Below are 18,134 nucleotides of genomic sequence, written 5' to 3'. Positions count from 1 at the left end.
GGCTTATCGGGAGGGGGCAGGGTTTGGGATTGGGTTGGAGCGGTTGGCTTTGGCGTTGCAGGGGTGAGCTTTTTGGCTGGTGGTGCAGGGGGATTTGGTGCGGGAGCTGATTCGTTGCTCTGGCAAGGGAGTTTTTTTGAGGTGAGGGCGCTGGCTGTGGCGAGGGAGCTTGCTCCCGCTGGGTCGCGCAGCGGCCCCAAGACCTGGCACCTCGGGTTTATGGGGGGCATATCCATTGCTGCGGTCACGGCTACTTATGGTTCCGCTCTTACAGCGGTTCACTTTTGAACAGCCGGAATGCCGGCCCAGTCAAAAGTAAGCAAAACGCTCTTGCCCCACCACTTGGTGCCTCGCCTAGGCTCGGCATGCCCTCGCTCCGGCAGTGAGCCGTGGGCCGCCGCGATGGGCCATCCTTGGCCCAGCGCGGCTAACCCGGCGTCCTGCCGGGTTGCCCACGGCTCACTGCCTGCGTTCGGCCATCGTGGTTTGACGGGGCGCTTCAGATCAACATCAAGAGCAAGACGGCGGCCCTCCGGCCGGCCTGGAGTGGCACCACCTGCGCGTTTTCGATACGCGGGCAGCGCAGACTCGTGCCTCGGCAGCGGCTACAGGCGATCTCCGCTCTGTAGCCGCTGCCGAAGGCTCGAACCTCACTCTCAGCTACGTCGACGCACAAACTTGCGCCACAGCCAGACCCAGATCAGCGCCAGGGGGAAGGCCAGGATTACGAAGGGCAGTGCGTGGCTGATTTTTTCCACTGCGCTGGCAGTGCCGTCTGCCAGGTTGCCGAGGATGTTGCTGAAGGCCTGGCGCAGGTTGGACATGCCTTCGCTGCTGTCGGTGGGTTCGAAGTTCAGGGTCAGGCGGTTGGTGTCCAGGCGTCGTTGCTGTCCGGCGGCGGCCTGGGCCAGGGCTTGCAGGTCGTTTTCGATGGCGGCCTGTTCCTTGCTCAGGGCAATCAGGTCGCCGACGGTGATATCGCGGCGCGCGGCCAGTTCGTCGAGGCGTTTTTGTTGTGCCTTGAGGCGTTCCTGCTGGCGTTGGACGTCGGCGACGGCGTCGGCCAGGTCTTCGGCGGTGGTCACTCGTTCGGCCAGTTGCGCGCCCTGGGAGGCGAGCTTGACGAGGGGCTCCACACCGTCGGGGACGATGCGCACAATCACTTGGGAGCGGTACTTGCCGTTTTCGATGCGCAGCACATTGCAGGCGCCGAACTGGGCGTTTTCGCAGGCTTCACGGGTGGCGGTGAGGCGCGCGGACACCAGGTCGGCGGGCAGCGACAGGGTCAGTTGGTGTTCGTAGGCGAGCAGGGCGCCAGCCTTGCCTCGGGCGCCGGCGAGTTCGGCTGACGAGGAGTCGCCACCGCCGGAGCAGGCGCTCAGGGTCAGGCTGCTCAGCAGGACGAGGGCGAGGCGGCGCAGGGTGGTGGATTTGCCATCCGGGTGGTGCATGGTCGTTCCTTGAGATCGTGGGTCGTGGCGTTTTTTCTGGCGCGCATCTTACCGCTGATCGATAGGTTGGGAAGGGCTTTCGTCTGGCTTATCGGGTTTGATTTGCCGTCCTGATACAGCTGGGCAGCGGAGCCTGGGTGCACTACATATCAGGCACCTCTTTTTAAAGGATTCAGCCCATGGACGCCCCGGACATTCCCCACGGTTACAGCCCGCTGTCGCGCAGCAGCCCGTTACTGGAGCTGATCGGCCCGGTCTATAGCCGAGGCAGTGGCCTGCAACTGGAGATCGGCCTGCGCGCCGATCAACGCCACGCCAACGGTCGCGGCACGGTGCACGGCGGCATCATCGCCACCCTGGCGGACATCGGCATGGGCTACGCCATGGCGTTCTCCAGCGATCCGCCGTTGCCGCTGATCACCGCCAGCATGACCCTCGACTACCTTGGCGCGGTGCGGGTCGGGGAGTGGATCGACGTGCGCCTGGAACACTCCAAACGCGGTCGGCAAATGGCGTTCGCCACCGTCAGCCTGCACGTCGGCGATCGCCCCGTCGCCCGCGCCAACGCGGTGTTCGCCGTACCTCTGTAGCGGCTGCCGATAGGCTCGGCTACGGGTTCAGGGCTGGGTTTCGCTGATTTTTTTCCAGTCGATGTCGAAGCGGGCCAGGTATTTGCGCAGGCGGTCGGCGTCGTTGGGGGTGGCTTTGGCTTGGCGGGAGACGCCGAACAGCTGGCGGCCGGCGGCGGAGAGGCTGCCGGCCTGGCGGCAGACGCCGATCACGGCCTTGAGTTGCAGGCGGTCGAACAGGTCCAGTTGCAGCTCGTCCGCCAGCAGCGGCGCCAGGTCGTCGTGTTCCTGGGTCAGGCCCCAGGCATAGCGCAGGCGCTGGATTTCCTCCGCGACCTGGGCTTCGTCGATGCGGCCGCTGTCGGCCAGGGTTGCCATGCGCGTGATCGATGCCGACAGCTCGCGAAAGTTGCCCAGCCAGGCCGCCTCCCCGGAGCTGGCAAAGGCCAGGTAGCGGCGCCGCGCTTCGAGGTTGAAGCGCACCAGGCGCCCTTGTTCGCGGGCATGGCGCTCCAGCTCGAAATCGATGTTCGGCTCGATGTCTTCACGGCGTCCGGCCAGCCCTGGCAGGTCGAAGGTCCAGAGGTTGATCCGCGCATACAGGTCTTCGCGAAACAGGCCCTCGGCCACCCGCCCGCGCAAGTCGCGGTGGGTGCCGGCGATCACCAGGAAGTCACTCGCCACCTCCTGGTCCGCGCCCATGGGGAAGAAGCGTTTTTCCTCGATGGCCTTGAGCAGCATCGCCTGCTCGTCGGCCCCCAGTTCGCCGATTTCATCCAGGAACAGCATGCCGCCATCCGCCGCCCGCAACAGGCCGTCGCGGGCGTTCTGCGCCCCGGTAAAGGCGCCCTTGATATGCCCGAACAAGGTCGACATGGCGCCGTCGCCGCGCAGGGTGGCGCAGTTGACCTCGACAAAGCGCCCCTCGACCTGATGCCGGCTGCGCTTGAGTTCGTAGATGCGGCGCGCCAGGAACGACTTGCCGGCGCCGGTCGGGCCAATCAGCAGCATCGGCGCCTTGGAGCGCACCGCGACCCGTTCGATCTGCTCGATGGAGCGGTTGAACGCGCTGTTGCGCGTGGCGATTCCGGACTTGAGAAACGCCAGGCCCTCCAGGCGCTTGTGGGCAAAACGCGAGGCGATGCGGTCGTAGCGCGACAGGTCCAGATCTATCAGCGCGTAGGTGCCGGTGGCCTGCTCGTCGAGGTTGCGCCGGCGGGACGGGGAGGTCTGGATCAGCCGCGCCGGCAGGTAGCGGGCCTCGGTCAGCAGGAACCAGCAGATCTGCGCCACGTGGGTCCCGGTGGTGATGTGCACCAGGTAGTCCTCGTGCTCGGTGTCGAACGGGTAGTCGGTGGTGAAGTCGTGCAGCGCGCCGTAGACCTCTTCGAAGTCCCAGGGGTTGCGCAGCTCCATGGGGTGCAGGCGCACCTCGGTCAGCGGAGAGACCTGGCGGATATCCTCGCGCACCCGTTCGGCCAGGCCGAGGTCGCGGGCTTCGGTGCCGTGGATCAGGTCCAGGCGATCCAGCAGCAGGTCGTCCTGCTGGCACAGGCCGACGCTGGGCCGCCAATGGCTCCAGCGATTGGCGCCCTTGCCGACGCGGTCGAGGTTGGAGCCGATAAAGCCGATGGCGACCGTGCGCTTGGCGGGCATGTTTATATCCTTGGATAAAAGGCGATATGAAAGGATAAATAAATCCAGAGTATTACGCTTGCCTAAAACACTGTTTAAATTCTTTTGTAAAAATAAAACTATATAAATCAATAAGTTAAAAATAATTTCAGCCAAGAAAACAAAACTGGCACGTGCTCTGCAATATCTCTAGCAACGAACGAGACAACAGAGCGAGACGCCAAGATGGCCAACTTCAAGCTGTTCAACAGCCAACCGGCAACCCTGCCAGCCTGCGACACCTTGAACGCGGCCCAGGCCCCGGCCTACGCCTACAGTGCCAAGCACAAGCTGGCGCAACTGGCAGTGACCGGTTGCCTGAACCAGACCTTTTACGCCTCGGCTGAAAGCCAACTGGCCGACGTGCTGCAACTGGTGGCCGAACTCGACAGCCGCTATGTGGCCAAGGCCGCGCTGTATGCCCGACGCAAAGGGCACATGAAGGACATGCCGGCGCTGATGCTCTCGGCCCTGACCGCACAACGTTCGGCCCTGGTGCCGGAGTTGTTCGAGCAGGTGGTGGACAACGGCAAGATGCTGCGCAACTTCGTGCAGATCCTGCGCAGCGGGGCCACCGGGCGCAAATCCCTGGGCTCGCAGCCCAAGCGGCTGGTGCAGAACTGGTTGAACAGCGCCAGCGAATACCAGCTGTTGCAAGCCTCGGTGGGCAACCAGCCGTCGCTGGCGGATGTGGTGAAGATGGTTCACCCCAAACCCAAGGAAGCCTGGCGTGCAGCGTTTTTCGCCTGGCTGATCGGCAAGCCGGTGGATATTGCGGCGCTGCCGGAGCTGACCCGTTCGCTGCTGATGTTTCGCAGCGGGGCCAGCACACAGATACCGCAGGTGCCGTTTCAGTTGCTGAGCAACCAGACCCTGAGCCCGGAACAATGGGTGGCCCAGGCGCGGAACATGGGCTGGCAGGCGCTACGCATGAACCTCAACACCCTGGCGCGCAACGGTGCGTTCCAGGTGGCCGGTTGCGCCGAGTATGTGGCGGCGCGCCTGGCGGATGCCGAGGCGGTGGCCAAGGCCCGGGTCTACCCGTACCAGTTGCTGGCGGCCTACCGCATGGCCGGCGACGATGTGCCGCTGGTGGTGCGCGAGGCGTTGCAGGATGCCCTCGAGCTGTCGCTGGCCAACGTGCCGGCGCTGCAAGGTGCAGTGGTGGTGTGCCCGGATGTCTCGGGTTCGATGCACAGCCCGGTCACCGGTTATCGTCCGGGAGCCAGCACGGCGGTGCGTTGCATCGATGTTGCGGCGCTGGTGGCGGCAGCGGTGCTGCGCAAGCAACCGACGGCGCGGGTGATGCCGTTTGAAGTGCAGGTGGTGGATATCTCGCTCAACCCTCGCGACAGCGTGATGAGCAATGCACAGAAACTGGCGGCCATCGGCGGTGGCGGGACCAACTGCTCGGCGCCCCTGGCCAGGCTGGCCGATACCAAGGCCAAGGTCGATACCCTGATCCTGGTCTCGGACAACGAGTCATGGATTGACGCCCGGCGCCGTGGTGCCAGCGCGACAATGCAGCAATGGGCGCGGATCAAGAAGATCAACCCGCAAGCGCGGCTGGTGTGCATCGATATGCAACCCGGCGCCACCACCCAGGCAGCGGACCGCGAGGATATCCTCAACGTCGGCGGCTTCAGTGATGCGGTGTTCGATGTGATCGCCCAGTTCACCGCCGGCCACTACGGTGCGCGGCACTGGGTCGAAGCGATCGAAGCGATGCAGCTCTGATCGTGGCAACAACAGTCGTCCGCCGCTGACCCGGCGGGCGCAACAGAAATTGATTTTCGGCGTGTGTGAATGCCGGCGGGACTACATTGACGGCGTCTCGCCAAACCCTTGTCACACGCACTGAAGGCACGAATGCCCGTGGCTGTACATCATGGTTACGCCGGTTCGATTCCGGCTACTCAGTCACACCTTTTGTCGTGCCACCTATTTGCGGTTTTATGCGACGAATGCTTGTGGAACTACATCCCAGGTTCGTGATGCGGGTTCGACTCCCGCCGGTGGTTGAAAGACCGCCGTAGTTCAAGGGGCAGAACACCAACCACTGTTTCCACACACCCTTGTCGTCGCACCTTTTGACCCGCCTCGGCGGGAGGCAGCGAATGCCACAGGTACTCCATTGTGTCGCGGGTTCGAGCCCCGCCCCGGCAACGGGTAGCTCAGTCGGTAGAGCAAATGTGCCTGTCCCCTTGTCGCTGCCAGCAGGCCCAGGCTTGCAGGTTTTATCGATTGACCCGGCGAATGCCGGTGGAACTACAGAACGGCGTGGTAACGGGTTCGACTCCTGTGCGCCTCACGGCGCTAGCTCAACGGTAGAGCGTGCTGCAATGTTTCACCTGACCCTTGTCGCCGTTTATGCGGGCTTCGGCTTGCAGTGGTTTGCCTGACTGATTGAACGAAGCGTCTGAAAAATTTGTGCCGGATCGCCGGCCCACGGAAAAGAGTCGAGAACATGGAACACAAAACCTATCAATTGCTGGAAGTGGCCAACGGTAAGCCGATCAAGATGTGGACCCAGGGCGTGCCTGTGGAAAGCGAAGCCAAGCAGCAATTGATGAACACCGCGCAGATGCCGTTCATCTTCAAGCACCTGGCGGTGATGCCCGATGTGCACCTGGGTAAGGGGTCGACCATTGGTAGCGTGATCCCGACCCAGGGCGCGATCATCCCGGCGGCGGTCGGGGTCGATATCGGTTGCGGAATGATTGCCGCGCGCACCTCGCTGACCGCCGCCGACCTGCCGGATAACCTGCTGGGTCTGCGTAGCGCCATCGAGCAGGCCGTGCCCCATGGCCGGACCTCGCCCCGCAGCGGCCGCGATAAAGGCGCCTGGGGGGAGATTCCGCAGCAGGCCGACCAGGCCTGGGCGGCGCTCGATCCACGGTTCAAGGCCATCACCGACAAGTACCCGGCGCTGGCCAACAGCAACAACCGCAAGCACCTGGGAACCCTGGGGGGTGGTAACCACTTCATCGAGGTGTGCCTGGATGAGGCGAACCGGGTCTGGTTTATGCTGCACAGCGGTTCCCGTGGGGTAGGGAATGCCATCGGTAACCTGTTTATCCACCTGGCCCAGGCCGATATGCGCCAACATATCGCCAACTTGCCGGACCGTGACCTGGCGTACTTCGAGGAAGGCAGCCAGCACTTCGACGACTATGTCGAGGCCGTGGGTTGGGCTCAGGATTTCGCCCGGCAAAACCGCGAGCTGATGATGCTGGCGGTGATCAAGGCGACGCGCCAGGTGATCAGCAAACCGTTCGAAGTGGCGCTGGAAGCGGTCAACTGCCACCACAACTACGTGCAGAAAGAGCGGCACTTTGGTGAAGAGGTGCTGGTCACCCGCAAGGGCGCGGTGTCGGCGAAGAAGGGCGAACTGGGGATCATTCCAGGGTCCATGGGGGCCAAGAGTTTCATTGTGCGTGGCCTGGGTAACGAGGACGCCTTTTGCTCGTGCAGCCACGGTGCCGGTCGCACCATGAGCCGGACCCGGGCCAAGAACACCTTCACCCTCGAGGACCAGATCCGCGCCACGGCCCATGTGGAGTGCCGCAAGGACGCCGATGTAATTGATGAAATACCGATGGCCTACAAGGACATCGATCAAGTCATGCACGCCCAGCGCGAGCTGGTGGAAGTGCTGCACACCTTGCGTCAGGTGGTGTGCGTCAAGGGATAAGAACATGGATTGCATCACCCAACTCAAGCAGCTGCGCAGCCAGTCATGGCAGCAGCGGCCTTATGAAGCCGATCAGCTCGACGAACTGATCGCCGCGCTGCAAGGCCCGGACGATCACCAGGGCTGGAGTGCCCTGAGTCAGTTCCGTTGGGGGTATGTGCGCGAAGTGGCGGTCCGGGCCCTGGGCCAGCGGCCCTCGGCCCAGGCACTGGCGGCGTTGCTGCTGCGCCTCAATGACTGGGTGCCGCAGGTTCGGCAACTGGCCGCCGCGGCGGTCGAGCCCTACCTGCGCCGGGAGTACGTCGGCCTGCTGTTGCAGGCGCTGGGGCCGTTGATCGCCCTGGGCGACAAGCAGCGGGTGGATCACCTGGCGACACTGACGGCGGCGCGTGCGGTGCTTCAGGCGCCCGAGGTGCGGGCCGAGGTCGAAGCGGCGTTCGTCAGCCTGCAAGGCAAGCCGGCGCGCTTTTTGTTCGGCTTGCTGCACGAGGCCACGGCGCAACCTGAGGTGCTGATCCGTCGGGCCCTGGTCCACCGCGACATGATGGTGCGGCAATTGGCGGTGGAAGCCTGCGCGGCATTGCCCCTGGAGCAGGCCGTGCCGTTGCTGGAGTTCGCCCTGCACACCCGGGGCGCCAGTGTCCGGGTCAAGGCCCTGCGCCGGTTGCTCGGTTTGGTGCAGGCGCCACAGGCGTACCTGCAACGAGCCCTGCTGGATGATTCGGCAGCCATGCGGTGCCTGGCCCGCTGGGCGGCGCCGCAATGGCAGGTGGAGGCGCGCCAGGTATTGCTGGCACGGCTGGCCCTGCCGGCGCCGGCTTCGCGCCGTGAATGGCTGGGGCTGGCGGGCCTGGCCCGGGAGCTGAATGAGCCGGCGGCCGAGCCGCTGCTGTGCCTGGCCCTGCAATCGCCCTTGGCGTCGGTGCGTCTGCAAGCCCTGGAGGCCCTGGGCGAGCGCGGCCTGGAGCAGCAGCTGGCAGCCTTGGACGATGAGTCGGACAAGGTCTTCACGCGGGCGGTGGAGCTGTTGCGCGAACAACCCTGGCGGGACCTCGACGAGCCGCTGCGCCAGCGCCTGGATGCGGGCTGGCAAGGGTTGCCGGCACAACGCCGGGCGGCCCTGATGACGCTGTGGCCCCGGGGTTATCAGTTGCAGTACCTGCTGCAGCGTCATGCCCGGGCCGGTGCGGATCAGGCCTATTGGTTGACCTGTGTCCAGGGCTGGTGCCGGGGCCGTGTCACCCTGGCCGACGCGCATACGCCCAAGGCGTTGCGCGAGGCGTTGCTGCAACAACTGCAGACAATGGAAGAGGCCGCTGAACTGAGCCCCGGCACGGTCAGCCGCCTGCGTTAGAAAAGGATTGAGCGTGATCAGACAGACAACCCTGCTGCAGGGCATCGAGCAGGCCCATTGCGCCTCGCTGCGAAATCGCATGGACGCGGCCGGTTGCGTCTTCGAGTTCGTGCTGCTGGCGCCCGAGGCCGAAACCCGGGTGGACGAGGCCCTGCATCGCCAGGCCTTGCAGCAGTTGCATGAGCACCTGATGCACGGCCAGTTGGAGTGGCACCGGGCCTTGATCCAGAACCCGGAATACGCTCATCGTCCGCCGCCCAGCGTGACCTGGGAGCAGCATCGGGCCCAGGCCACGCCCCTGGCGGCGGAGCAGGTGCAGCGTTTGTTGCGGGTCGAGGAGGCGCCCCAGGAACCGCTGGAGCTCTACCACGGCTTTCGCCGGCCGCCCTATGGCACCCGGTTCAAGGGTGGGGAAGAGGAGGCCCGGGCACTGTTTCACGAGTGGTGCAACCTGCTGGGTCTGGAAGCCGCAGAGGGGGTGCAGGTGATCAATTGGGTCGACGGCTTTGTCCTCGACTGGCAGGACGGCGACGACAACCCGCCCTGGAGCGACTATTTCGCCAGCGGCCTGGAGTGGTGGGGGATCTGGTGCATGACGGTGTGGAACCCTCGGCGCCGGACCCTCAGTGCCCTGGTCGCCAGTGCGACTGATTAAAGGAAGAGCAACATGGATTTCGAACAGCGCCACCCCCTCGACGCCGCGATGCGCGAGCGGGTGCTGCAAGAGCTGGAACGCATCGAGCGCGAGCGCAACGTCAAGGTGCTGTATGCCTGTGAATCGGGCAGCCGCGCCTGGGGTTTTGCCTCCACCGACAGCGACTATGACGTGCGTTTTGTGTACGTGGAAAAGCCCGAGTGGTTTATCCAGGTCGACACCCCGCGGGACGTGATCGAACGCCCCCTGGACGACGAACTGGACGTCAGCGGCTGGGAGCTGCGCAAGACCCTCGGGCTGTTGCGCAAGTCCAACCCGACCCTGCTCGAATGGCTTGACTCGCCCCTGGTGTACCGCAGCGAAAGCGTCGCCACCCTGCGCCTGCGGGAGCTGGCCGAAGCCTTCTACAGCCCGCCGGCAGCCCGCAGCCACTACCTGTCGATGGCCAGGAAGAATTTTCGCGGCTACCTGCAAGGCGACAGCGTGCGCCTGAAAAAGTACTTCTACGTGCTGCGGCCGTTGCTCGCCGTGCGCTGGATCGACCAGGGCGGTGGCCGGCCACCGATGACCTTCGACGACCTGCTGGGCACCGTCGACGATCCGGCGCTGCTGGCGGAAGTGGCCGAGCTGCTGGTGCTCAAACGCAACGCCGATGAGGCCACCTATGGCCCACGACTCCCGGTCCTGCATCGGTTTATCGAAACGGAATTGGCGCGTGCGGTGCCCAAGCTGCCCCGCACCCAAGAAGACAACAGCGTGCTGGATGCCTACCTGAGACAGATGGTTGGCCACTACGCCTGAGGAATGGTGATGAAACAGGATGTGATTGAAATAGACGGCGCCATCGGCGGCGGGCAGGTATTGCGCAGCGCCTTGAGCTTGTCGATGGTGACCGGTCGTGGGCTGCGGATTAAGAATATTCGCGCCAGGCGCAGCAAGCCGGGGCTGTTGCGTCAGCACCTGACCTCGGTGCTGGCGGCGGCCGAGGTGTGCCAGGCCCGGGTCGAAGGGGCCGAGCTGGGTTCGCAGCAGTTGACGTTCGAACCCGGGGCGATTCGCGGTGGCGACTACCGCTTCGCCATCGGCAGCGCCGGCAGCTGCACCCTGGTGTTGCAGACCTTGCTGCCGGCCTTGCTCCATGCGTCGCAACCCAGCCGGGTGACCATCAGCGGCGGCACCCACAACCCGATGGCGCCTCCCAGCGATACCCTGGAGCGGGCCTGGCTGCCGCTGCTGCGGCGCATGGGCGCGCAGGTCGAGCTGCAACTGCTGCGGCACGGTTTTGTGCCCGCGGGCGGTGGCGAACTGACCCTGTTTGTCCAGCCTTCGTCGTTGCAGCCTTTGCACCTGCCCCAGCGTGGAAAGCTGCTTGAGCAACGGGCCACGGCCTTGATTGCCGGCGTGCCGTGGCGCGTGGCCGAGCGCGAGCTGGATCGGGTCGCCAAGCGCCTGGGGTTCGCTGCCGAGCAGTTGCAGGTGAGCCAGATCGACCAGGAGCACGGCCCCGGCAACGTGCTGTTGCTGGAGTTCGCCTTTGAGCACCTGACTGAGGTCTTCAGTGCTTTTGGCCAGACCAGCGTGCGCGCCGAGACCGTGGCGGACCGGGTCGTCGACCAGGCTCGCGAATGGCTGCACAGCGAAGCGGCCGTGGCCGAACACCTGGCCGACCAGTTGCTGCTGCCGATGGCCCTGGCCGGGGGTGGCAGCTTTACCACGCCGCGCATGAGCGATCATCTGCGCAGCAACCTGGCCGTGATCGAGCGCTTTTTGCCGGTGCGCATCGAATGCCGGCAGCAGGCCGAAAACCTGTTGCTGGTGGAGTGCCAGCCCAGCGCCTGATTGCACCGCCTGCGTCGCAGGCGGCCGCGGCAATCGGCGCTTGAATCGCCAGGGCGGAAACTGGCAGGCTGCGCGCCTGGATGACCATCGGCTTCACACTCAAGGACGCGCGCGATGCAAGGCAGCAAGGGGCTCAAGGCCCTGAACAGAGTGCTCAATCTCCTGCAGCGCCTGATATCGATCAGTGGCTGGTTTATCGCCGCGCTGATCCTGGGCTTCGGCATAAAGTCCGGGCTGCAGCCGTTCCTGGCCATGGCCCTGGCCACTGTGCTGGGGATCATCGGTCTGGTGGTGCATGAGGGCGGGCATTACCTGGGGGCCCGGCTGGCGGGAATGCCGGTGTTGCTGGTGCGTATCGCGGCGCTGGAGATACAGGTGCAGCGGCGTGGCTGGCGGGTGCGCTGGTCGCCCCAGCTCAAGCGCAATCGCCTGGGCGGCTATGTCATTCCGGCGACCAATCCGCAGCGTCCCTGGCGCTCGCAGTGGATGCTGGTGGCCGTGATGGGGCCGCTATCGAATCTGGTGGTCGGGCTGCTGGCCCTGGGGTTGGGCTTGTACGCATCCTCGGTGGTTGGGGCGATGTGCCTCGCGTTCGCCGCCATCAACCTCAGCATGGGCCTGGCGAATCTGCTGCCGTCGTGGCACGTGATGCCCAGCGACGGCATGCTCCTGATCGCCTGGTATCGGCATCGCGACGACCAGGGTGCGGCATTGGCCCAGGCGCGCCTCACCGCCTTGACGGTGGCCGGGGTGCCCAGCGGGCAACTGCCGGTGGCCGATCTTCAGTTGCTGGACCAGGGCGCCATGCCCGAACCCTTGATGGCCTTCAGCTACCGGCTAAATGCCGCGCAGGATCGCGGCGACTGGCCAGCAGCGGCGCAGATGAGCCAGGAGCTGGACGGGTTGCTCAAGGCCCGGGCCGGACAATTGCACGGCATGAGCGCCTTGATCGAGTTATTGCGCGCCGAGTTGGCCTTTTGCCAAGCCTGCGAGCAGCAGGATGCGACACCCTTGAATGACAGCGGCCTGAGCGCCGATGCCGATTGGTACGCGCCCTGGCTGCGCCCACGTTGCCAGGCCCTGCGCGCGCTGCTTGAGGGGCGCCGGCAACAGGCCGAGGCCTATCTTGCGCAGGCGCAGCAGGCGGCGGATAACAGCCCGGTGCTGTCCCAGGGCCACAGTGAGCGGCTGCTGGCCGCCAGCCTGCGCCAGTTGTCAGCGGGCACCTGCGCAGCGTCCGAGAAAGCCCTCGGCCCCGAGCGCTAAACCTCTTTATACTGGCGCGCTTTTTCCCGCCCATTGATGAGGAACGCCCCTATGACTGACGAAGCGGCCAACCAGACGGCTAACGAAACGGATCAGGATTTCTACAACCGCGCGGACGCCATTATCGAACTGGCCAACACCCAGATCGCCGACAGCAGCCGTGGCAAGACCAGCGCTTCACTGATGTACGCCAACTCGCGTTTCAGTGCCTGGGTCAGCGCCTGCGGGTGCCGCAATGCCGAGGAACTGGCGGCGGCCAAGCAGCAGGCGGTGGATTATTTCGTCGAGGAATTCCGCTTGATGATGGAAGAGAACCTGACCGACTACATCGAGAACTTCGACCGCTACATGACCCGCCAGGACCACTGACAGCCCCGTGTCAGGCGTGGGCCGCGCTGCGCCACTGCTTGGGGCTGAGGCCGAACCAGCGCTTGAACGCCCGTGAGAAGGCGCTGGTTTCCGAATAGCCGAGCAGGGAGGCGAGCTGGGTCACGCTGAGGTTCTGTTGTTGCAGGTGGTTCATCGCCGACTCCTGGCGGATCTGGTCCACCAGTTGGGTGAAGCTCAGGCCGCAGTCGCGCAGCTTGCGCTGCAAGGTCCACTCCGACAGCTCCAGGCGCCGGGCCAGTTCATCCAGTGACGGTTCCCCCAGGTGCAGGGTGGCGAGGATCGCCTGGCGCGCCTGATCCAGCAGGCTGACCTCGCGCCCGCCGTCACCCAGCTGGCGAATTGCATCCTTGATCAGCATCAGCAGCATCGGGTCGCTGCCGGGCATGGCCTTGGCGTACAGCTCGTGCTTGGGAATCAGCACCGAGTTACAGGCCTGGCCAAAGCGCACATCGCTGCGAAAGGCCTCGCGGTGCTCGTGCCAGTCCTGGGGCTTGGCATGTTCGAAGCACACTTCGCGCGGCGCCCAGTCCGCCCCCAGCACATGACGCACCAGGTTGGTGGCCATGCCCATGGTCAATTCGGCGTCCTGGCGGCGTTCGCTGATGGCGCCGTGGCGCACCTGATAGTCAAAGCGGTAGCAGTCGCCCTGGTCCACCAGCTGGATCAGGGTGCTGTGCTGGTGAAAGGGGAAGGCGGCGGCGAAGTTGACCAGGGCCTCTTCCAGGGTCGCCGAGCACAGGCCGATATAGCCCAGCAGGCCCAGGGCCTGGGGCTGGAACTGCTGGCCATAGCGCAGGCCGAAGTTGTCGCACTTGGTTTGCCGGGCGGCTTCTTCCAGCACCCGGCAGTAGTTGGGCAACGGCAGGCTCAGGGTCGGGTGCAATAGTTGCTCGGGGTCGATCCCCGAGCGGCCGAAGACCCGGTCCAGGTCCCCGCCATGCTGCACGATAAAGCCGTCCAGGCCATTGGCAGCGGCCGACAAGACTCCACGATTGCTGGTGCCCGAGGCGTTCAACGGTGAGGGCGAAAGCAGGCTCTGGAACATGGAGATGAAGGACCGTCATGGTGTGTATGAAAATAATTCAAGCAATTGTCATACCTTGTTACGTCTGACGTTGCGCAACGGCAGTCCGGCCAGGGCAGGCGCTGCTTGAGCGCACGGGTTGCGGGCGGTTGCTGCGAGGCATAGGTGCTCGGGCTGGGCCGGTCCGGTGCACAGCGCTTTGCTACTTCGCGACTCAATGGCGCCCAGGCTCCCGGGGCCCGGTTGGGGTGATCGGTGGCAGCGCACAGGGGGCGTCGGTGACCTGATTTGAGGCGCTGCGCCAGATTCGTGCGCCGCCGTGCAGCATCAGGCAGCACGCCGCTGAAAACTTGACCGCAGACGACAAAAGCGGCGTTCCCGGGTCAAGCCTTGGCGCCGTCGCTGTGACTATTCTCGACTCCAGGCAAATACCGTCGCTTGGCTTCCGGGGTGCACGATCATGACCGTTACACAACTCAAACCTACATTGGGCACCCTGCATCTGTGGGGGCTGGCCGTCGGCCTGGTGATTTCCGGCGAGTACTTCGGCTGGAGTTACGGCTGGGGCACGGCGGGCACCTTGGGCTTTCTGGTCACCACACTGATGGTGGCGGTGATGTACACCTGCTTTATCTTCAGCTTCACCGAGCTGACCACCGCCATTCCCAACGCCGGCGGCCCGTTCGCCTACAGCCTTCGAGCATTTGGCGTCACCGGCGGGATGATTGCCGGCCTGGCAACACTCATCGAATTCGTCTTTGCGCCACCGGCCATCGCCATGGCCATCGGCGCCTACCTGAATGTGCAATACCCGACCCTGGACCCGAAGGTGGCGGCGATCGGCGCCTACTTCGTGTTCATGACCCTGAACATTCTCGGGGTGAGCATCGCCGCGACCTTCGAACTGGTGGTCACGGTGCTGGCCGTGGCCGAGTTGCTGGTATTCATGGGCGTGGTTGCACCGGGTTTCAGCTTCAGTAACTTCGTGCTCGGCGGCTGGTCCGGCTCCGATACCTTCGGCCTGCCGGCGATCAGCGGCATGTTCGCGGCGATCCCCTTTGCCATCTGGTTCTTTCTCGCCATCGAAGGCGCGGCCATGGCCGCCGAAGAAGCCAAGGACCCCAAACGCACGATTCCCCGGGCCTATGTGGCGGGCATCCTGACCCTGGTGGTTCTGGCCATTGGCGTGATGATCTTTGCCGGCGGCGTCGGCGACTGGCGGACCCTGGCCAACATCAACGACCCGCTGCCCCAGGCCATGAAAGCGGTGGTCGGCAACAATTCGAACTGGATGCACATGCTGGTGTGGATCGGCCTGTTCGGCCTGGTGGCGAGTTTCCACGGGATCATCCTCGGCTACTCGCGGCAGTTCTTTGCCCTGGCCCGGGCCGGTTTCCTGCCGGCGAGCCTGGCCAAGCTCTCGCGTTTCCAGACCCCGCACCGGGCGATCATCGCCGGCGGCGTGGTGGGCATCGCGGCGATCCTCAGCGATGGCCTGGTCAACCTGCAAGGCATGACCCTGACCGCCGCCATGATCACCATGTCGGTGTTCGGCGCGATCGTGATGTACATCGTCAGCATGCTCAGCCTGTTCAAGCTGCGTAAGAGCGAGCCCAACCTGGAGCGCACCTTCCGCGCCCCGGGCTACCCGGTGGTGCCGGCGATTGCCCTGGTGCTGGCGGTGGTCTGCCTGGTGGCGATGGTCTGGTTCAACCCGCTGATCTGCGCGATCTTCCTGTGCCTGATGGCACTGGGTGCGCTGTTTTGCAAAGTGGTGCGCGCTCGCGGTGCGGTCGCGCTGCCGGCGGCCTGATAACGGAGGTCCTGTATGAGCTTCGCCCACAGCATCGGTGGCATGACCTGGCGTTTCGAGCACCTGCGCGAGCTGATGGCCAAGGCCACGCCCGCGCGCTCCGGGGATTTCCTGGCCGGGGTCGCGGCCGCCAGCGACGCCGAACGGGCGGCGGCGCAGATGGCCCTGGCCGATGTGCCGCTCAAGCGCTTTCTCAACGAGGCGCTGATCCCCTACGAGAGCGATGAAGTGACCCGGCTGATCATGGACAGCCATGACCTGGCGGCCTTTGCCCCGGTCAGCCACCTGACCGTGGGCGGCTTTCGCGACTGGCTGCTGGGGGACGAGGCCACCGAGGCCAGCCTGCGGGCCCTGGCCCCGGGTCTGACTCCGGAAATGGCTGCCGCGGTGTCGAAGATCATGCGTGTGCAGGACCTGGTGCTGGTGGCGCAGAAGATCCGTGTGGTCACGCGCTTTCGCAACACCGTGGGCCTGCGTGGGCGGATGTCGACCCGCCTGCAACCCAACCATCCCACCGACGATCCGGCGGGCATCGCCGCCAGCGTGCTCGACGGCCTGCTGTACGGCAACGGCGACGCCATGATCGGCATCAACCCGGCCACCGACAGCATCAGCGCCATCAGCGAATTGCTGAAGATGCTCGACGGGGTCATCCGCCATTACGAGATTCCCACCCAGTCCTGCGTGCTGACCCACGTCACCTCGTCGGTGGCGGCCATCGAGAAAGGCGTGCCCCTGGACCTGGTGTTCCAGTCCATCGCCGGCACCGAAGCGGCCAACAGCAGCTTCGGCATCAGCCTGGAAATCCTGCGTGAAGGCCACGAGGCCGGCTTGAGCCTGAATCGCGGGACCCTGGGCAACAACCTGATGTACTTCGAGACCGGGCAGGGAAGTGCGCTGTCGGCCAACGCCCATCACGGCGTCGACCAGCAGACCTGCGAAACCCGGGCCTACGCCGTGGCTCGGCATTTCAACCCGTTCCTGGTCAACACCGTGGTCGGTTTTATCGGCCCCGAGTACCTGTACAACGGCAAGCAGATCCTGCGCGCGGGCCTGGAGGATCACTTCTGCGGCAAGCTGCTGGGCGTGCCCATGGGCTGCGACATCTGCTACACCAACCACGCCGAAGCCGACCAGGACGATATGGACACCCTGCTGACCCTGCTGGGGGTGGCCGGGATCAACTTCATCATGGGCATCCCCGGTTCCGACGACATCATGCTCAATTACCAGACCACGTCCTTCCACGACGCCCTGTACGCGCGCAAGACCCTGGGCCTGCGCACGGCCCCGGAGTTCGAGGCGTGGCTGGCGCGCATGGACATCCTGCGCCACGACGACAGCGGCCTGCATCTGGGCCAGGGCGTGCCGCCGCTGTTCCGTCAGGCCCTGGCGCGACTCACTTAAGGAGCGGCCATGAGTGCCCGCGATACTTCACCGGCCCACGGCAGCGCCTGGCGTCAATTGCGCGGCCTGACCTCGGCGCGCATTGCCCTGGGCCATGCCGGCACCAGCCTGCCCACCGGGGCCCAGCTGGATTTCCAGTTCGCCCACGCCCAGGCCCGGGACGCGGTGCACCTGCCGTTCGAGCCCGAGGCCCTGGCCGAGCGCCTGGCGGCCCGCCAGCGCGAGACCCTGAGCGTGCACAGCTCGGCGCCCGACCGGCATATCTACCTGCAACGGCCGGACCTCGGGCGGCGCCTGTCCACGGCGTCGGCCGGGCAACTGCGCGAATGGGGACAGGCCCATCCCCAGGGGTTCGATCTGGCGCTGGTGGTGGCCGATGGCTTGTCCTCACTGGCGGTGCAGCGCCACAGCCTGCCCATGCTGGAACGCATCGATGAACTGGCCGCCGCCGAAGGCTGGAGCCTGGCGCCGGTGGTGCTGGTGCAGCAGGGGCGGGTGGCGGTGGCCGATGAAGTGGCCGAACTGCTGGGGGCGCGGATGGTGGTGATCCTGATCGGCGAACGCCCCGGCCTCAGCTCGCCGGACAGCCTGGGCCTGTATTTCACCTTCGCCCCGCGCGTGGGCCTGAACGACGCCGCGCGCAACTGCATTTCCAATGTGCGCCTGGAGGGCATGAGCTACGCCATGGCCGCCTACAAACTGCTGTACCTGATGCGCGAGGCCTGGCGCCGGCAGTTGTCCGGGGTCAACCTCAAGGACGAGGCGCCGGTACGCAGCCTGGACACGGCGGACCAGGGCCGGGGCAATTTCCTGCTGGGGGCGCCCATGCCCTGAACGGTAATGCCTTTGACTTTGATTGATGTCAATGTGACATTGTTTGTGGCGTGTCAGAGGCACTTTTTTCATTCGCACCTCCCGGCTTTGGCCAGGGGCTGCGCCTGCCGCTTCCAGTGCCGCGACCTGGGCCCCACGCCCGGCTGCCACGCGGCCGACATCGA

At 65.1% G+C, this 18,134-nt stretch carries 15 protein-coding genes; 12 read left to right on the top strand and 3 right to left on the bottom strand.

Annotated elements, in window-relative coordinates; all coding sequences use genetic code 11:
• Positions 1 to 656: 656 nt before the first annotated feature.
• Positions 657 to 1,451: a DUF4349 domain-containing protein gene (locus MF4836_RS26130; protein ID WP_078472726.1), complete on the bottom strand. Its 795-nt coding sequence runs from the start codon at positions 1,449 to 1,451 to the stop codon at positions 657 to 659.
• A 179-nt stretch (positions 1,452 to 1,630) separates the two neighbouring features.
• Between MF4836_RS26130 and MF4836_RS26125 the strand changes: the two genes are divergently transcribed.
• Positions 1,631 to 2,041: a PaaI family thioesterase gene (locus MF4836_RS26125; protein ID WP_078472725.1), complete on the top strand. Its 411-nt coding sequence runs from the start codon at positions 1,631 to 1,633 to the stop codon at positions 2,039 to 2,041.
• A gap of 27 nt (positions 2,042 to 2,068) precedes the next feature.
• On the opposite strand, the gene rtcR is transcribed toward MF4836_RS26125, so the two are convergent.
• Entirely contained in the window at positions 2,069 to 3,676 is a 1,608-nt protein-coding gene (gene rtcR / locus MF4836_RS26120) for an RNA repair transcriptional activator RtcR (RefSeq protein WP_078472724.1), read from the bottom strand.
• A gap of 204 nt (positions 3,677 to 3,880) precedes the next feature.
• Here rtcR and MF4836_RS26115 point away from each other — a divergent pair, with 204 nt between their 5' ends.
• The 8 genes from MF4836_RS26115 to MF4836_RS26075 all read left to right on the top strand — a co-directional run bounded on the left by MF4836_RS26115 (position 3,881) and on the right by MF4836_RS26075 (position 12,871).
• Complete coding sequence (locus MF4836_RS26115; protein ID WP_078472723.1) at positions 3,881 to 5,431, top strand: TROVE domain-containing protein; 1,551 nt, start codon at positions 3,881 to 3,883, stop codon at positions 5,429 to 5,431.
• A 730-nt stretch (positions 5,432 to 6,161) separates the two neighbouring features.
• Positions 6,162 to 7,388, top strand: a complete 1,227-nt coding sequence (locus MF4836_RS26110) for an RtcB family protein (protein ID WP_078472722.1) — start codon at positions 6,162 to 6,164, stop codon at positions 7,386 to 7,388.
• A 4-nt stretch (positions 7,389 to 7,392) separates the two neighbouring features.
• Positions 7,393 to 8,742, top strand: coding sequence for a PBS lyase (locus MF4836_RS26105; RefSeq protein WP_078472721.1), 1,350 nt, complete (start codon positions 7,393 to 7,395; stop codon positions 8,740 to 8,742).
• Between the two features lie 13 nt (positions 8,743 to 8,755).
• A complete protein-coding gene (locus MF4836_RS26095) occupies positions 8,756 to 9,397 on the top strand; it encodes a hypothetical protein (protein ID WP_102047944.1) in 642 nt (213 codons plus the stop codon).
• Positions 9,398 to 9,409: 12 nt separating this feature from the next.
• Positions 9,410 to 10,198, top strand: coding sequence for a nucleotidyltransferase domain-containing protein (locus tag MF4836_RS26090; RefSeq protein ID WP_078472718.1), 789 nt, complete (start codon positions 9,410 to 9,412; stop codon positions 10,196 to 10,198).
• A gap of 9 nt (positions 10,199 to 10,207) precedes the next feature.
• A complete protein-coding gene (gene rtcA / locus MF4836_RS26085) occupies positions 10,208 to 11,236 on the top strand; it encodes an RNA 3'-terminal phosphate cyclase (protein WP_078472717.1) in 1,029 nt (342 codons plus the stop codon).
• A gap of 114 nt (positions 11,237 to 11,350) precedes the next feature.
• Complete coding sequence (locus MF4836_RS26080) at positions 11,351 to 12,502, top strand: M50 family metallopeptidase (protein ID WP_078472716.1); 1,152 nt, start codon at positions 11,351 to 11,353, stop codon at positions 12,500 to 12,502.
• Between the two features lie 51 nt (positions 12,503 to 12,553).
• The gene (locus tag MF4836_RS26075) at positions 12,554 to 12,871 is read left to right on the top strand and encodes a DUF3144 domain-containing protein (RefSeq protein WP_078472715.1); all 318 of its coding nucleotides are present in this window, start codon (positions 12,554 to 12,556) and stop codon (positions 12,869 to 12,871) included.
• Between the two features lie 10 nt (positions 12,872 to 12,881).
• On the opposite strand, the gene qhpR is transcribed toward MF4836_RS26075, so the two are convergent.
• Positions 12,882 to 13,937, bottom strand: a complete 1,056-nt coding sequence (qhpR, locus tag MF4836_RS26070; protein ID WP_078472714.1) for an AraC-like transcriptional regulator QhpR — start codon at positions 13,935 to 13,937, stop codon at positions 12,882 to 12,884.
• 436 nt (positions 13,938 to 14,373) lie between these two features.
• Between qhpR and eat the strand changes: the two genes are divergently transcribed.
• From eat to eutC, 3 genes are read left to right on the top strand one after another with little or no spacing between them, the layout of a single operon-like run.
• On the top strand, positions 14,374 to 15,729 hold the full coding sequence (gene eat, locus MF4836_RS26065) for an ethanolamine permease (RefSeq protein ID WP_078472713.1): 1,356 nt from the start codon (positions 14,374 to 14,376) through the stop codon (positions 15,727 to 15,729).
• Between the two features lie 15 nt (positions 15,730 to 15,744).
• Positions 15,745 to 17,136, top strand: a complete 1,392-nt coding sequence (locus MF4836_RS26060) for an ethanolamine ammonia-lyase subunit EutB (RefSeq protein WP_020300211.1) — start codon at positions 15,745 to 15,747, stop codon at positions 17,134 to 17,136.
• Between the two features lie 9 nt (positions 17,137 to 17,145).
• Positions 17,146 to 17,970 (top strand): ethanolamine ammonia-lyase subunit EutC, encoded by an 825-nt coding sequence (gene eutC / locus MF4836_RS26055; RefSeq protein ID WP_078472712.1) that lies wholly within the window; start codon positions 17,146 to 17,148, stop codon positions 17,968 to 17,970.
• The last annotated feature ends 164 nt before the right edge of the window (positions 17,971 to 18,134 follow it).

The sequence above is a fragment of the Pseudomonas sp. MF4836 genome (assembly GCF_002018875.1).
Taxonomy (GTDB): domain Bacteria; phylum Pseudomonadota; class Gammaproteobacteria; order Pseudomonadales; family Pseudomonadaceae; genus Aquipseudomonas.
The sequence above is the reverse complement of the archived record's forward strand: the minus strand, read 5'-3'. Positions and strand labels throughout refer to the sequence as shown.

Coding starts and splice junctions, on each gene's coding strand:
- rtcA (WP_078472717.1), top strand. CDS start 10,208: ATGAAACAGGATGTGATTGAAATAGACGGCGCCATCGGCGGCGGGCAG.
- MF4836_RS26105 (WP_078472721.1), top strand. CDS start 7,393: ATGGATTGCATCACCCAACTCAAGCAGCTGCGCAGCCAGTCATGGCAG.
- MF4836_RS26090 (WP_078472718.1), top strand. CDS start 9,410: ATGGATTTCGAACAGCGCCACCCCCTCGACGCCGCGATGCGCGAGCGG.
- MF4836_RS26075 (WP_078472715.1), top strand. CDS start 12,554: ATGACTGACGAAGCGGCCAACCAGACGGCTAACGAAACGGATCAGGAT.
- MF4836_RS26125 (WP_078472725.1), top strand. CDS start 1,631: ATGGACGCCCCGGACATTCCCCACGGTTACAGCCCGCTGTCGCGCAGC.
- eutC (WP_078472712.1), top strand. CDS start 17,146: ATGAGTGCCCGCGATACTTCACCGGCCCACGGCAGCGCCTGGCGTCAA.
- MF4836_RS26110 (WP_078472722.1), top strand. CDS start 6,162: ATGGAACACAAAACCTATCAATTGCTGGAAGTGGCCAACGGTAAGCCG.
- qhpR (WP_078472714.1), bottom strand. CDS start 13,937: ATGTTCCAGAGCCTGCTTTCGCCCTCACCGTTGAACGCCTCGGGCACC.
- MF4836_RS26130 (WP_078472726.1), bottom strand. CDS start 1,451: ATGCACCACCCGGATGGCAAATCCACCACCCTGCGCCGCCTCGCCCTC.
- rtcR (WP_078472724.1), bottom strand. CDS start 3,676: ATGCCCGCCAAGCGCACGGTCGCCATCGGCTTTATCGGCTCCAACCTC.
- MF4836_RS26060 (WP_020300211.1), top strand. CDS start 15,745: ATGAGCTTCGCCCACAGCATCGGTGGCATGACCTGGCGTTTCGAGCAC.
- MF4836_RS26080 (WP_078472716.1), top strand. CDS start 11,351: ATGCAAGGCAGCAAGGGGCTCAAGGCCCTGAACAGAGTGCTCAATCTC.
- MF4836_RS26115 (WP_078472723.1), top strand. CDS start 3,881: ATGGCCAACTTCAAGCTGTTCAACAGCCAACCGGCAACCCTGCCAGCC.